The 14,722-nt window shown below is 58.2% G+C and carries 11 protein-coding genes; 8 read left to right on the forward strand and 3 right to left on the reverse strand.

Going from position 1 to position 14,722, the window contains the following annotated elements; all coding sequences use genetic code 11:
* Positions 1-124 precede the first annotated feature (124 nt).
* The gene (sgrT, locus tag DSD31_RS21525; protein ID WP_004857824.1) at positions 125-277 is read right to left on the reverse strand and encodes a glucose uptake inhibitor SgrT; all 153 of its coding nucleotides are present in this window, start codon (positions 275-277) and stop codon (positions 125-127) included.
* Positions 278-364: 87 nt separating this feature from the next.
* Here sgrT and sgrR point away from each other — a divergent pair, with 87 nt between their 5' ends.
* The 4 genes from sgrR (at position 365) to thiQ (ending at position 5,837) form a co-directional block, all read left to right on the forward strand.
* Positions 365-2,020: an HTH-type transcriptional regulator SgrR gene (gene sgrR / locus DSD31_RS21530; RefSeq protein WP_015585167.1), complete on the forward strand. Its 1,656-nt coding sequence runs from the start codon at positions 365-367 to the stop codon at positions 2,018-2,020.
* 562 nt (positions 2,021-2,582) lie between these two features.
* Entirely contained in the window at positions 2,583-3,566 is a 984-nt protein-coding gene (thiB, locus tag DSD31_RS21535) for a thiamine ABC transporter substrate binding subunit (protein ID WP_015585168.1), read from the forward strand.
* Positions 3,542-5,152 carry a thiamine/thiamine pyrophosphate ABC transporter permease ThiP gene (gene thiP, locus DSD31_RS21540; RefSeq protein ID WP_004857818.1) on the forward strand — a complete coding sequence of 537 codons (1,611 nt, stop codon included), beginning with the start codon at positions 3,542-3,544 and terminating at the stop codon, positions 5,150-5,152. Before thiB ends, thiP begins: the two co-directional genes overlap by 25 nt.
* The gene (thiQ, locus tag DSD31_RS21545) at positions 5,136-5,837 is read left to right on the forward strand and encodes a thiamine ABC transporter ATP-binding protein ThiQ (protein WP_004857817.1); all 702 of its coding nucleotides are present in this window, start codon (positions 5,136-5,138) and stop codon (positions 5,835-5,837) included. Before thiP ends, thiQ begins: the two co-directional genes overlap by 17 nt.
* Here thiQ and DSD31_RS21550 read toward each other — a convergent pair.
* Together DSD31_RS21550 and araC are read right to left on the reverse strand one after the other, a co-directional pair.
* Positions 5,824-6,588 (reverse strand): DedA family protein, encoded by a 765-nt coding sequence (locus tag DSD31_RS21550; protein ID WP_015585169.1) that lies wholly within the window; start codon positions 6,586-6,588, stop codon positions 5,824-5,826. The two genes, thiQ and DSD31_RS21550, sit on opposite strands and share 14 nt — an antisense overlap.
* A gap of 253 nt (positions 6,589-6,841) precedes the next feature.
* Complete coding sequence (gene araC / locus DSD31_RS21555; RefSeq protein WP_004857813.1) at positions 6,842-7,687, reverse strand: arabinose operon transcriptional regulator AraC; 846 nt, start codon at positions 7,685-7,687, stop codon at positions 6,842-6,844.
* A 337-nt stretch (positions 7,688-8,024) separates the two neighbouring features.
* Between araC and araB the strand changes: the two genes are divergently transcribed.
* The 4 genes from araB to polB all read left to right on the forward strand — a co-directional run bounded on the left by araB (position 8,025) and on the right by polB (position 14,564).
* On the forward strand, positions 8,025-9,734 hold the full coding sequence (gene araB / locus DSD31_RS21560) for a ribulokinase (RefSeq protein ID WP_113991299.1): 1,710 nt from the start codon (positions 8,025-8,027) through the stop codon (positions 9,732-9,734).
* A 10-nt stretch (positions 9,735-9,744) separates the two neighbouring features.
* Positions 9,745-11,247 (forward strand): L-arabinose isomerase, encoded by a 1,503-nt coding sequence (araA, locus tag DSD31_RS21565; protein ID WP_004857809.1) that lies wholly within the window; start codon positions 9,745-9,747, stop codon positions 11,245-11,247.
* 99 nt (positions 11,248-11,346) lie between these two features.
* Positions 11,347-12,042, forward strand: coding sequence for an L-ribulose-5-phosphate 4-epimerase (gene araD / locus DSD31_RS21570; protein ID WP_113991300.1), 696 nt, complete (start codon positions 11,347-11,349; stop codon positions 12,040-12,042).
* Positions 12,043-12,206: 164 nt separating this feature from the next.
* A complete protein-coding gene (gene polB, locus DSD31_RS21575; protein WP_032716559.1) occupies positions 12,207-14,564 on the forward strand; it encodes a DNA polymerase II in 2,358 nt (785 codons plus the stop codon).
* Positions 14,565-14,722 lie beyond the last annotated feature (158 nt).

Below are 14,722 nucleotides of genomic sequence, written 5' to 3' on the forward strand. Positions count from 1 at the left end.
ATTTTATACTCTATCTGTTTCAAGTGACAGGCTGGCGACCGAAACGTTATGGTTCAGTCAACTGGCCTGGGTCTGAAAGAGGATAAGTACACACCAATACTCAGTCACACATGATGTGGGCAAGTCAATGATCAGAGGTCTGTGACGTAACTCCCCACTGCATCAGCTCGCCAAGAATCTTCTGCTGTCTCCCTGCCATCAGGCGGGCCAGCCATGACGCGTCCTGCGTCGCAGAAAAGTAGCGTTGGTAGAACTGTTTCGCGGTAGACCTCATCATATTCACCTCCTCGCTTCATCGGAATGCATTATTGGCCTAATATAGGGATTAATAAATTGCTGAGTTTTCATCAGGAGTTCCCCTTTTATGTCTTCTGCTCGTCTGCAACAACAGTTCATCCGCTTATGGCAGTGCTGCGAAGGTAAATCGCAGGAGACAACCCTTAACGAACTGGCGGAAATGCTCTGCTGCTCGCGCCGCCATATGCGTACGTTGCTGAATATGATGGAAGAACGCGGCTGGTTAACCTGGGAAGCGGAGGCCGGGCGCGGCAAGCGTTCAAAGCTGGCTTTCCTCTATACCGGCCTGGCGCTGCAGCAGCAGCGGGCCGAGGATCTGCTGGAACAGGATCGTATCGATCAGCTGGTCCAGCTGGTGGGCGACAAGGCCGCGGTGCGTCAGATGCTGGTCTCGCATCTGGGCCGCAGCTTCCGTCAGGGGCGGCATATTCTGCGCGTACTCTACTACCGACCGATGAAAAACCTGCTCCCCGGCAGCGCGCTGCGCCGCTCGGAAAATCATATCGCCAGGCAGATCTTCAGCGCATTAACGCGGGTAAATGAGGAAAACGGGGAACTGGAAGCCGACATTGCGCACCACTGGCAGCAGCTTTCGCCCACCCACTGGCGCTTTTTTCTCCGCCCCGGCATTCATTTTCACCACGGGAGAGAGCTGGAGATGGAGGATGTCATTGCTTCGTTGCAGCGCAGCAACAGTCTGCCGCTCTACTCACATATTGAACGTATTGCCTCCCCCACCGCCTGGACGCTGGATGTACATCTGACGCAACCCGATCGCTGGCTACCGTGGCTGCTCGGCCAGGTGTCGGCTGTCGTATTGCCGCGTGAATGGCAGTCGATGGAGAATTTCTCTGCAATGCCGGTAGGTACCGGGCCTTATGCGGTGGTTCGCAACAATCAAAACCAGCTGAAGATCCATGCTTTTGACGATTATTTCGGCTACCGGGCGTTAATTGATGAAGTTAACGTCTGGGTCCTGCCAGAGATTAGCGAAGAGCCCAACGGCGGCCTGACGCTACAGGGGACCACGCAAAGTGAGAAAGCGGTTGAGAGCCGGCTGGAAGAAGGGTGCTACTATCTGCTGTTTGATGCCCGCAGCCCCCTCGGCAGCAACCTCGCGGTTCGTCAGTGGCTCAGCTATCTGTTACAGCCCGCCAATCTGCTTTATCACGCCGGTGAACAGTATCAGGGCAACTGGTTCCCGGCCTACGGTCTGCTGCCCCGCTGGCACCATGCCCGCAGTCATGCCTGTGAAAAACCGCCGGGATTGGAGTCTGTCACCCTCACCTACTACCGGGATCACGTCGAACACCGCGTGATGGGCGGGATCATGGCAACACTGCTGGCGGAGCATCAGGTCAAGCTGGAGATTCAGGAGCTGGACTACGAAGAGTGGCACCGCGGCGAGGTGGTCAGCGATGTCTGGTTGAACAGCGCCAACTTTACCCTGCCGATTGATTTTTCTCTGTTTGCCTTGCTGTATGAGGTCCCGCTGATACGGCATTGTATTCCTGTCGACTGGGAGCAGGATGCCCGTCGCTGGCACGCAGGCGAGCTAAACCCGGCCACCTGGAGCCAGCAGCTGCTGGCCAATCAAACCATCGTGCCGCTGATCCACCACTGGCTGATGATCCAGGGGCAGCGCAGTATGCGTGGCGTAAGAATGAATACGCTCGGCTGGTTTGATTTCAAATCCGCATGGTTCGCGCCGCCGGATCCCTGATAGCACTCCCGGCAGGCGCTGAAGCGCTTTCCGTCAGTTCACAAAATCATTACACTATCGCCGTTCTCAACGGGGTGCTGATATACGTACACAAAATCATTCGGGTTGCATCAAGGCGGCAAGCGGGTGAATCCCCGGGAGCATAGATAACTATGTGACCGGGGTGAACACGCGATGCTAACGCAGAGGCAGCGCGAAGGATGAAGCGTGTATACACAAAATCATTCGGGTTGCATCAAGGCGGCAAGCGGGTGAATCCCCAGGAGCATAGATAACTATGTGACCGGGGTGAACACGCGATGCTAACGCAGAGGCAGCGCGAAGGATGAAGCGTGTATACACAAAATCATTCGGGTTGCATCAAGGCGGCAAGCGGGTGAATCCCCGGGAGCATAGATAACTATGTGACCGGGGTGAACACGCGATGCTAACGCAGAGGCAGCGCGAAGGATGAAGTGTATTGGCTGAGAAAATACCCGTCGAACCTGATCCGGATAACGCCGGCGAAGGGATTTGAGGCCTACTCAAAATCCTTTGCCCCCCCTTGTTTATGAGGTGCAAAGTGTTGAAAAAATTACTCCCGCTGCTGGCGCTGGTCGCCGTTCCCGCGTTTGCTAAACCTGTACTCACCGTCTACACCTATGACTCCTTTTCGGCAGACTGGGGTCCTGGACCGGTCGTGAAAAAAGCCTTTGAAGCCGACTGCAACTGTGAACTGAAGTTCGTGGCGCTGGAAGATGGCGTTTCGCTGCTTAATCGTCTGCGGATGGAAGGCAAGAATAGCAAAGCCGATGTGGTGCTCGGGCTGGACAACAACCTGCTGGAAGCGGCTACGCAGAGCAAATTGTTCGCCAAAAGCCAGGTACCGGCCAGCGCAGTCACGGTACCGGGCGGCTGGGATAACGACACGTTTGTGCCGTTTGATTACGGCTATTTCGCCTTTGTCTACGACAAAAACAAGCTGAAAAACCCGCCGAAAAGCCTGAAAGAACTGGTGGAAAGCGATCAAAAATGGCGCGTGATCTACGAAGATCCCCGCACCAGTACCCCGGGCCTGGGGCTGCTGCTGTGGATGCAAAAAGTGTATGGCGAGAAGTCGCCGGAAGCCTGGCAAAAACTGGCGGCGAAAACCGTCACCGTCACCAAAGGCTGGAGCGAGGCTTACGGTCTGTTCCTGAAAGGGGAAAGCGATCTGGTTCTCAGCTACACCACATCGCCGGCCTACCACATCATTGAAGAGAAAAAAGACCAGTACGCGGCCGCCAGTTTCGCCGAAGGCCACTATTTGCAGGTTGAAGTCGCCGCGCGTACCGCCGCCAGCAAACAACCGGAGCTGGCGGAGAAATTCCTCAAGTTTATGGTGTCTCCCGCCTTCCAGAATGCCATCCCGACCGGCAACTGGATGTATCCGGTCACCCAGGTTGCGCTTCCCGCGGGCTTTGAGACGTTGCCGAAACCTCAAACCACGCTGGAATATACTCCGCAGCAGGTCGCCGCAGAACGTCAAAACTGGATTAATGCATGGCAACGCGCCGTCAGCCGCTAAACATCGGCTGGCTGGCGCCGGGTCTGACGGCCGCCGCGCTGCTGGTCGCCGTCGCACTGGCCGCATTCCTGGCGCTCTGGAGCAGTGCGCCGGAGGCGGCGTGGCGCTCGGTTTTCAGCGACAGCTATCTGTGGCACGTTATCCGTTTCTCTTTCTGGCAAGCGTTTCTCTCCGCGCTCTTCTCCGTTGTACCGGCGATTTTTCTCGCCCGCGCGCTGTATCGTCGCCGCTTCCCGGGGCGTACGCTGCTGCTGCGCCTGTGCGCCATGACGCTGATTCTGCCGGTATTAGTGGCCGTCTTTGGCATTCTCAGCGTCTATGGCCGTCAGGGCTGGCTGGCGACACTGTTTAACGCCATCGGCTGGCAGTGGGATTTCTCGCCGTATGGACTGCAAGGCATTCTGCTGGCGCACGTTTTTTTCAATATGCCGATGGCAACCCGGCTGCTGCTGCAGGCGCTGGAGAATATCCCCGGAGAGCAGCGGCAGATCGCTGCCCAGCTGGGCATGCGCGGCTACCCTTTTTTCCGTCTGGTGGAGTGGCCCTGGCTACGGCGGCAAATTCCCCCGGTTGCGGCACTGATCTTTATGCTCTGCTTCGCCAGCTTTGCCACCGTGCTGTCGCTGGGCGGCGGCCCACGGGCCACAACGATTGAGCTGGCGATCTACCAGGCGCTGAATTTTGATTATGACCCGGCCCGTGCGGCGATGCTGGCGCTGATCCAGATGGTCTGCTGCCTCGGGCTGGTGCTCCTCGCCCAGCGTCTGAGCAAGGCCGTTGCTATCGGCACCACGCAAGTTCACGGCTGGCGCGATCCGGACGATCGCCTGCACAGCCGCCTGAGCGATACCGCGCTGATCGTTTTCACGCTACTGTTACTGCTGCCTCCGCTGCTGGCGGTGGTGGTCGACGGTCTGAATAACAATCTGCTCAGCGTCCTGGCGCAGCCCGCGCTGTGGCAGGCATTCTGCACTTCGTTACGCATCGCGCTTTCCGCCGGTCTGCTCAGCGTGATGTTAACGATGATGCTGCTGTGGAGCAGCCGTGAACTGCGCCTTCGCAACCGACTGCTGGCGGGCCAGACGCTGGAACTCAGCGGTATGCTGATTCTGGCGATGCCGGGAATCGTGCTGGCGACCGGCTTCTTTTTACTGCTCAATAACAGTATTGGACTGCCGGCTTCCGCCGACGGTATTGTGATCTTCACCAACGCGCTGATGGCTATCCCCTATGCCCTGAAGGTGCTGGAAAACCCGATGCGCGATATTGCCGTACGCTACGGTATGCTCTGCCACTCTTTGGGCATGAGCGGTTTTACCCGCCTGAGGGTCGTGGAGCTGCGCGCATTAAAGCGTCCGCTGGCCCAGGCGCTGGCGTTTGCCTGCGTCCTGTCCATCGGCGATTTCGGCGCCGTCGCGCTGTTCGGTAATGAACAATTCCGTACGCTGCCGTTCTATCTGTACCAGCAAATAGGCTCTTATCGTAGCCAGGACGGTGCCGTCACTGCCCTGCTGCTACTGCTGCTGTGCTTTTTACTCTTTACCGTGATTGAGAAACTTCCGGGACGTGATGTTAAAACTGAATGATGTGACCTGGCTTTACCAGCATCTGCCGATGCGCTTCACGCTCTCCGTCGAGCAGGGTGAACGCCTCGCCGTGCTCGGCCCGAGCGGCGCGGGCAAAAGTACGCTGCTCAATCTGATCGCCGGCTTTCTGCCGCCGGTGAGCGGCACGATTTTGATTAACGGCCAGCCGCATACCACGACGCCGCCGGCCCGGCGCCCGGTATCAATGCTGTTTCAGGAAAACAATCTCTTTCATCATCTTACCGTCCGCCAGAATATCGCGCTCGGGATGCATCCGGGGCTGAAGCTTAACCCGACGCAGACCGCCAGCCTGCAGACGATAGCCGGGCAAATGAGCATCGATTCACTGCTGGACAGATTGCCGGGCGAGCTCTCAGGCGGCCAGCGCCAACGCGTGGCGCTGGCGCGCTGTCTGGTCCGGGAACAGCCGGTCCTGCTGCTGGACGAACCTTTTTCCGCACTCGACCCCGCACTGCGCCAGGAGATGCTGACGCTGGTGAACGATGTCTGCCAGCGTCAACATCTGACGCTGCTGATGGTGTCTCATAGCGTGGAAGATGCCGCCCGTATCGCGCCGCGCTCGCTGGTGGTGGCCGACGGGCGGATCGCCTGGGACGGCGCGACCGAAACGTTGCTCAGCGGCAACAGCAGCGCCTCTCACCTGTTAGGCATTAGCGCGCGATAACCTTGTGCAGAATATCGAGATAGACGGGCATCAGAGGATGGCGAATCACCAGGGTTAGCGCTGCGCCGGCCAGCACCACCGTCACCGGCGTCAGCCACAGCAGACGCGCGCGGGGTAAGAGTCGCGTCAGGCGATCGCGCATTTTTGCGCTGCGCCACAAGCGCCAGCACAGCCAGCCCGCCAGCCAAACCAGCAGCGCGGCAGCCAGCAGCAGCCACTTGAAGCTGGCGCTGTGCTCATTGGTGGGGATATCAATCGCCGCGCCGGCCAGAATACCTGGCAAGAAGTACAGCGGCGGCCACAGCAGGCAACCAATAATATTGGGCAGAATAAACTTCGCCACCGGGAGATCGAGCATGCCGGCGACCATCGGCACCAGCGGCCGCGTCGGACCAACAAAGCGGCCGATAAGAATCGTGATCATGCTGTGCTGATGCAGCGCATGCTCGGTTTTATCCAACAGCGCCTTGTTTTTCTTCATAAAAGACCAGCGATGGAGCGGTTTTTTAAACCGCCAGCCGAGCCAGAAAGAGATCCAGTCGCCGAGTAAACACCCGATAATCCCCGCCAGCCACGCCTGCCAGAAATTCACGTCTCCGCTGCCAATCAGCGCCCCCAGCCCGGCCATCATCACCGTTCCCGGTAATATCAGCCCCACCAGCGCCAGTGATTCAAGGAAGGCGACCAGCATCACGGCTATCAGGGAATAGACCGTAGACTGGGTGATAAAATGTTCCAGCAATGCTTGCATAATGTGCCCGGTATCAAAACGAAGCACGGATTCTCCGGAGCCGTCGCGCCTTCGTCAAGTCATCAATTGTCAGAATAAACCCGTCATACCTCAAGTTGCATGAGCGTTGGCTTTCCTCGCTCACCCCAGTCACTTACTTGAGTAAGCTCCTGGGGATTCCCTGCGTTGCCGCCTTCCTGCAACTCGAATTATTTAGGGTTTAGTTTACTGGTTGTGACAATTATCCGGCGCAACATTTCATTTTCTTTACGTTTTATTCACACCCCGCACGGAATTCACTGGGGCTGGCGCCGGTGCATTTCTTAAATACCCGCGAAAAGTAGAGCTGGTCTTCGAACCCGACGTTGCGCCCTACCGTGGCGATGGGCATACGCGTGGTACTGAGCAGCAGCTTCGCCTGGCTGATGCGCTGGTCTTCCCGCCACCCCAGCACGCTGATACCCAGCTGCTGGCGGAACAGATGGGACAGGCGCGAAGGAGACAGACAGACATGCTGGGCGACGCTGGCGATATCGAAATGGCTATCCGCGAGGTGATCGCTGATGTACTGGCAGGCATCGCGCACGCGATTGTCCAGCGGCGGATGCAGAGACTCATTAATCGCCTCCATGCGCCGTAACAGCAGCTGCTCGAGCAAATTGATCGCCAGCAGCTCCGAATAGCGTCCGGCCCCCTGACCAGCCTCAACGATCTGCCCAAACAGCTCGCAAAAACGCGCCTGCCACTGCTCATCAGGACGGAAAAAGCCGGTCTGGGCGAAGATCGTCGGCCAGTTCAGCCATTCATGCCAGTAGGCACGCGGCCGGAAGTAGACCCACTGGTGATACCATTCACGGGCATCGGGATGGCGGCCATAGTGATGAATTTCTCCCGGCGGAAAAAGCAAAATATCTCCCGGCCGGCAGATAAACTGCTCATCGTGATTGTTAATCACCCCTTCACCGCGCACCGTCAGGTTCAGAATATATCCCTTCATACCGAGCGGACGATCAATAAAGAAATCCAGATAGCCATCGGCATCAATCGGCGTCAGCCCCGTCACCAGATGGGCATTAAACGAGTAGCCCGGCAGCAGCGGATCGTTTTGTGTTTCAGCCATAGGCTCAGCTCTCCTGGATATATTATGGAAACCAATTGTCCATATTCAACATTGTACTGCTAACGCAGCTCGCCGTACTGGGACGCCGGTTGAAATTTCGATCAAAACCCGCCTCGTCACAGCAAAAATCGATGACAGCGCACAATTAAAGCACTTTTTCCGCATAACAGAAGTGTCTATAAATACGGCAGAAATGTCCACATTGAATATTTGCACGGCGTCACACTTTGCGATGCAATAGCAACATAGTCCATAAGATTAGCGAATACGGCCTGACGGTTTTTGGCGTGAATATCTACTGTTTCACCATGAATGGTTTTCTGCATGGAGTAACAGCATGGCAATTGCGATTGGCCTCGATTTTGGTAGTGATTCCGTACGCGCACTGGCAGTGGAATGCGCCACCGGCGAGGAGCTGGCCACCAGCGTAGAGTGGTATCCGCGCTGGCAGGAGGGGCTGTTTTGCGATGGCCCGAATAACCGGTTTCGCCACCATCCGCGCGACTACATTGAATCGATGGAAGCCGCGCTGAAAAGTGTGTTGACATTGTTAAGCCCCGAACAGCGCGCCGGGGTGGTGGGCATCGGCGTCGATAGCACCGGCTCAACGCCGGCGCCGATCGATGCCGACGGCAACGTGCTGGCGCTGCGCGAAGAGTTTGCCGATAACCCCAATGCCATGTTCGTGCTGTGGAAGGACCACACGGCGGTCGAAGAGGCGGAAGCCATTACTCGCCTGTGCCATCAGCCGGGCAAAGAGGACTACTCCCGCTACATTGGCGGCATCTACTCCAGCGAGTGGTTCTGGGCCAAAATACTCCACGTCACCCGTCAGGACCGCGCCGTCGCCGAGGCAGCCGCTTCGTGGATTGAGCTGTGCGACTGGGTGCCCGCCCTGCTTTCCGGCACCACCCGCCCGCAGGATATTCGTCGCGGACGCTGCAGCGCCGGGCATAAATCATTGTGGCACGAAAGCTGGGGCGGACTGCCGCCGGCCAGCTTCTTCGATGAGCTCGATCCGATTATCAACCGGCACCTGAGCTGGCCGCTGTTTAGCGACACCTGGACCGCCGATGTCCCTGTCGGCACGCTCTGTGCCGAATGGGCGCAGCGCCTGGGCCTGCCGGAAACCGTCATTCTGTCCGGCGGCGCCTTCGACTGCCATATGGGCGCAGTCGGCGCCGGCGCGCAGCCTAACGCCCTGGTCAAAGTCATTGGCACCTCCACCTGCGACATTCTGATCGCCGATAAACAGAGCGTGGGCAATCGCACGGTCAAGGGGATCTGCGGCCAGGTCGATGGCAGCGTGGTCCCTGACTTTATTGGTATGGAGGCCGGACAATCTGCCTTCGGCGATATTTACGCCTGGTTTGGCCGTATTCTCGGCTGGCCGCTGGAACAGCTGGCGCAGCAGCATCCGGAGCTGAAAACGCAGATTGCTGCCCAGCAAAAACAGCTGCTGCCATCGCTGACCGAAGCCTGGGCCAAAAATCCGTCGCTGGAACATCTGCCGGTGGTTCTGGACTGGTTTAACGGCCGTCGCACCCCCAATGCCAACCAGCGACTGAAGGGGGTCATTACCGATCTGAATCTCGCCACCGATGCGCCGGCGCTCTTTGGCGGCCTGGTGGCGGCCACCGCCTTCGGCGCGCGCGCCATTATGGAGTGCTTCACCGACCAGGGAATCCCGGTCAACAACGTGATGGCCCTGGGCGGTATTGCCCGTAAAAACCCGGTCATTATGCAGGCCTGCTGTAACGTGCTGAACCGGCCGCTGCAAATCGTCGCATCCGATCAGTGCTGCGCGCTCGGCGCGGCGATCTTCGCCGCCGTCGCCGCAGGCGTGCATCAGGATATCCCCACCGCCCAGCGCAGCATGGCAAGTGAGGTCGAAAGCACCCTGCAGCCGCGTCCTGCCCAGGCTCAACGCTTTGAACAACTTTATCAGCGCTACCAGCAGTGGTCGGTCAGCGCAGAACAACAGTATCTCCCTTCGGCTGCGAAGGCGGAAAAAGCCCCGCTTTCTCAGGCAGCTCTCACCCATTAAGGACACGAAAATGACGATTTTTGATAACTACGAAGTATGGTTCGTGATTGGCAGCCAGCATCTGTATGGCCCGGAAGCGCTGCGTCAGGTCACGAAGCATGCCGAACATGTGGTGAACAGCCTGAATGCGGAAGCAAAGCTGCCGTGCAAGCTGGTGTTAAAGCCGCTGGGCACCACGCCGGATGAGATTACCCATATCTGCCGCGACGCTAACTATGATGATAAATGTGCCGGCATGATGGTGTGGCTGCATACCTTCTCTCCGGCCAAAATGTGGATTAACGGCCTGACTATCCTCAATAAGCCGCTGCTGCAGTTCCACACGCAATACAACGCGTCGCTGCCGTGGGACAGCATCGATATGGACTTTATGAACCTGAATCAGACCGCGCACGGCGGCCGCGAGTTCGGCTTTATCGGCGCGCGCATGCGCCAGCAGCACAGCGTGGTTACCGGCCACTGGCAGGATCAGAGCGCCCATCAGCGCATCGGCTCCTGGATGCGCCAGGCGGTTTCTAAGCAGGATACCCGTCATCTGAAAGTCTGCCGTTTCGGCGACAACATGCGTGAAGTCGCGGTCACCGATGGCGATAAAGTTGCCGCCCAGATCAAATTCGGCTTTTCGGTCAATACCTGGGCGGTGGGCGATCTGGTTCAGGTGGTCAACAGCATCAGCGAGGGGGATATCAGCGCGCTGGTTGATGAGTATGAAAGCAGCTATCGCCTGACCCCGGCGGCGCAGATCCACGGTGATAAGCGGCAGAATGTGCTCGACGCCGCGCGCATTGAGCTGGGGATGAAACGTTTCCTTGAGCAGGGCGGCTTCCATGCTTTCACCACTACCTTTGAAGATTTGCACGGCCTGAAGCAGCTCCCGGGCCTCGCCGTACAGCGTCTGATGCAGCAGGGCTATGGCTTTGCCGGCGAAGGCGACTGGAAAACCGCCGCCCTGCTTCGCATCATGAAGGTGATGTCAACCGGTCTGCAGGGCGGCACCTCCTTTATGGAGGACTACACCTACCACTTCGATAACGGAGACGATCTGGTTCTGGGCTCGCATATGCTGGAAGTCTGCCCGACCATCGCCACGGCAGACAAACCGATCCTCGACGTTCAGCCGTTGGGCATCGGCGGTAAAGCCGATCCGGCCCGCCTGATCTTCAATACGCAGACCGGTCCGGCCCTCGTCGCCAGCCTGATCGATCTTGGCGATCGTTTCCGCCTGCTGGTTAACACCGTGGAAACAGTCCCGACGCCGCACGATCTGCCGAAGCTGCCGGTTGCCAATGCATTGTGGAAAGCCCAGCCGGATCTGTGCACCGCGTCTGAAGCCTGGATCATCGCCGGCGGCGCACACCACACCGTCTTCAGCCACGCGCTGACGCTCGATGATATGCGTCAATTTGCCGAGCTACAGGATATCGAACTGGCGGTAATCGATAACGAAACCCGTCTGCCGTCCTTTAAAGACGCGCTGCGCTGGAACGAAGTCTATTACGCTTCAAAACGTTAACCACGGCAGCCAATTGCCCGGCGACACGTGGTTTGCCCGGCCTACACACTGCGGTTTTGTAGGCCAGGTCAACGAAGCGCCGCCGGCAAGGAGAACCCAATGCTCGAAGCATTAAAGCAGCAGGTGCTAGAAGCTAACCTGGCCCTGCCGAAAAACAATCTCGTCACCCTCACCTGGGGCAACGTCAGCGCCGTCGATCGCGAACGCGGTGTGCTGGTGATTAAGCCGTCGGGCGTCGACTACAGCGCAATGGGCGCCGACGATATGGTGGTGGTGAGTCTTGAAAGCGGCGAAGTGGTCGAAGGGAAAAAGAAACCCTCTTCGGATACAGCAACCCATCGCCTGCTCTACCAGGCCTTCCCGTCATTGGGCGGGATTGTCCATACCCATTCGCGCCACGCCACCATCTGGGCGCAGGCCGGGCAAGCTATTCCGGCGACCGGTACCACCCATGCCGATTATTTCTATGGCCCGGTGCCCTGCACCCGCCTGATGACCGATGAGGAAATCAACGGCGAATATGAGTGGGAAACCGGGCGCGTTATCGTCGAAACGTTCCGCGAACACGGTATCGATCCGGCGCAAATGCCCGGCGTGCTGGTGCATTCGCACGGCCCGTTCGCCTGGGGGAAAAACGCCGAAGATGCGCTACATAATGCAATCGTGCTGGAAGAGATCGCCTATATGGGGATTTTCTGCCGCCAGCTAGCGCCGCAGCTGCCCGCGATGCAGCAAACGCTGCTGGACAAGCACTACCTGCGCAAACACGGGGCAAAAGCCTACTACGGGCAGTAGCGCCGCGGCTTTCGCCGTCGCCAGGCGATTCGTCGACAGCCGTTAGCGAACCGCCAGCCCGGATAGCGGCGTCGGCACGACAAGCCCATACCTGTATAAAACCCCAGCATCATTGATTGAACCAGGCTATAATCAGGCCTGGTTTTATTTGATGAGAGCACGGCGTGACCCAGCCACGAGAAGGTTTCCTCCTGACCCGTCACTGGCGGGATACCCCGCAAGGCACCGAGCTGTCCTTCTGGCTTGCCACCGACGACGGCCCGCTTGAGATCACCCTGCCGCCGCAGGAGTCGGTCGCCTTCATTCCTGAAGCACAGCGCGCCCAGGTCGAACGTCTGTTGCAGGGCGAAAACGGCCTGCGTCTCGCTCCGCTCACCTTAAAAGACTTTCATCGCCAGCCGGTCTTTGGCCTCTATTGTCGCGCTCATCGCCAGCTAATGCGCCTGGAAAAGAAGCTGCGTGAAAACGGCATCACCGTTTACGAAGCCGATATCCGCCCACCGGAGCGCTATCTGATGGAGCGCTTCATTACCGCTCCGGTTTGGGTCGAAGGTGACGCGCGCGGCGGGCGGCTGATCAACGCCCGCATGAAGCCCAACCCGCACTACCGGCCGCCGCTGAAGTGGGTGTCGCTGGATATTGAAACCAGCCGCCACGGTGAGCTGTACTGCATCGGGCTGGAAGGCTGCGGGCAGCGGGTGGTCTACATGCTTGGGCCGCAACCGGCGACCTCTCCCGCCGTCGATTTCCAGCTGGAGTACGTCTCCAGCCGTCCGCAGCTACTGGAAAAACTCAATGCCTGGTTTGCCTTGCACGATCCGGATGTCCTGATCGGCTGGAACGTTATCCAGTTCGACCTGCGGGTCCTGCAAAAGCATGCCGAACGCTATCGCATTCCGCTGATGCTCGGCCGTGGGAATACGGAACTGGAGTGGCGCGAGCACGGGTTTAAGCAGGGCGTCTTCTTTGCCCAGGCCAACGGCCGGCTGATTATTGACGGTATCGAGGCGCTGAAATCCGCCTTCTGGAACTTCTCCTCTTTTTCCCTTGAAGCGGTGGCGCGTGAGCTGCTCGGCGAGGGGAAAGCGATTGATAATCCCTGGGATCGGATGGACGAAATCGACCGCCGTTTCAACGAAGATAAACCGGCGCTGGCGACCTATAATCTGCAGGACTGCGAGCTGGTCACGCGTATCTTCCATAAAACGGAGATCATGCCGTTTCTGCTCGAACGAGCCACGGTCAACGGTCTGCCCGCCGACCGCCACGGTGGTTCCGTCGCCGCCTTTAGCCATCTCTATTTTCCACGCATGCACCGGCTGGGTTACGTCGCCCCTAACCTGGGCGAAGTGCCGCCGCAGGCCAGTCCCGGCGGTTACGTCATGGACTCGCGCCCCGGTCTCTATGATTCGGTGCTGGTTCTGGATTATAAAAGCCTTTACCCTTCGATTATCCGCACTTTTTTGATCGACCCGGTCGGGCTTATCGAAGGGATGGCGCAGCCGGACAATGCGCACAGCACCGAGGGTTTTCTCGGCGCCCGTTTCTCGCGTCAGAACCACTGTTTGCCGGGGATTGTCGGCCAAATCTGGCACGGCCGCGATGATGCTAAACGGCACAAGAACAAACCCCTGTCTCAGGCGCTGAAGATTATCATGAACGCCTTCTATGGCGTGCTCGGCACCAGCGCCTGTCGTTTTTTCGATCCCCGTCTGGCCTCTTCTATCACCATGCGCGGGCATGCGATTATGCGCCAGACCAAAGCGCTGATTGAGTCGCAGGGCTATGACGTTATCTACGGCGATACCGACTCTACCTTCGTCTGGCTTAAGCGACCTCATTGCGAAGAAGAGGCGACGCAAATCGGGCGCTCGCTGGTCGCTTTCGTCAACGACTGGTGGGCCGCTGAGCTGAGTAAAGACCAGCTCACCAGCACCCTCGAGCTGGAGTTTGAAACCCACTTCAGCCGCTTTTTAATGCCGACCATTCGCGGAGCCGACACCGGCAGCAAAAAACGCTACGCCGGGATGATTCAGGAGGGAGAGGCGCAGCGGATGGTCTTCAAAGGACTGGAGACGGTGCGCACCGACTGGACGCCGCTGGCCCAGCAGTTCCAGCAGGAGCTGTATCTGCGCATTTTCCGCCACCAGCCCTATCGCGACTATATTCTGGAAACCATTGCTAAGCTGATGAGCGGTGAGCTCGACGATCGCTTGATCTACCGTAAGCGCCTGCGCCGCCCGCTGGCCGAATACCAGCGCAACGTGCCGCCGCACGTGCGCGCCGCACGGCTGGCCGATGAGCAAAACGTCAGGCTGGGCAGGCCGCAGCAGTACCAGCAGCGCGGCAGCATCCAGTATGTCTGGACCACCAGCGGCCCGGAACCGGTGGATTATCAACTGTCGCCGCTCGATTATGAGCACTATTTGTCAAAGCAACTTCAGCCGGTCGCGGAAGGAATACTTCCCTTTGTCGACGATGATTTTGCTACAATAGTAACAGGGCAACTGGGGCTATTTTGATTTCCTCGCCATTGCAATTTCCAGCCAACATATCTGCAAATTGAAGGACGAGGAGGACGTGACGAACGAGCTGCCATCCAGTAATATAGCGCCCTTTCCATTCCTGGACCCAATCTTGATCTCTCTCTGGCTTGCCTGGAGAAGATTAACTATTGCCT

Source organism: Klebsiella sp. X13 (genome assembly GCF_003323835.1).
Lineage (GTDB): Bacteria > Pseudomonadota > Gammaproteobacteria > Enterobacterales > Enterobacteriaceae > Klebsiella > Klebsiella ornithinolytica.

Coding starts and splice junctions, on each gene's coding strand:
- thiQ (WP_004857817.1), top strand. CDS start 5,136: ATGTTAAAACTGAATGATGTGACCTGGCTTTACCAGCATCTGCCGATG.
- DSD31_RS21550 (WP_015585169.1), bottom strand. CDS start 6,588: ATGCAAGCATTGCTGGAACATTTTATCACCCAGTCTACGGTCTATTCC.
- sgrT (WP_004857824.1), bottom strand. CDS start 277: ATGATGAGGTCTACCGCGAAACAGTTCTACCAACGCTACTTTTCTGCG.
- araC (WP_004857813.1), bottom strand. CDS start 7,687: ATGGCTGAAACACAAAACGATCCGCTGCTGCCGGGCTACTCGTTTAAT.
- sgrR (WP_015585167.1), top strand. CDS start 365: ATGTCTTCTGCTCGTCTGCAACAACAGTTCATCCGCTTATGGCAGTGC.
- thiP (WP_004857818.1), top strand. CDS start 3,542: ATGGCAACGCGCCGTCAGCCGCTAAACATCGGCTGGCTGGCGCCGGGT.
- araA (WP_004857809.1), top strand. CDS start 9,745: ATGACGATTTTTGATAACTACGAAGTATGGTTCGTGATTGGCAGCCAG.
- araB (WP_113991299.1), top strand. CDS start 8,025: ATGGCAATTGCGATTGGCCTCGATTTTGGTAGTGATTCCGTACGCGCA.
- araD (WP_113991300.1), top strand. CDS start 11,347: ATGCTCGAAGCATTAAAGCAGCAGGTGCTAGAAGCTAACCTGGCCCTG.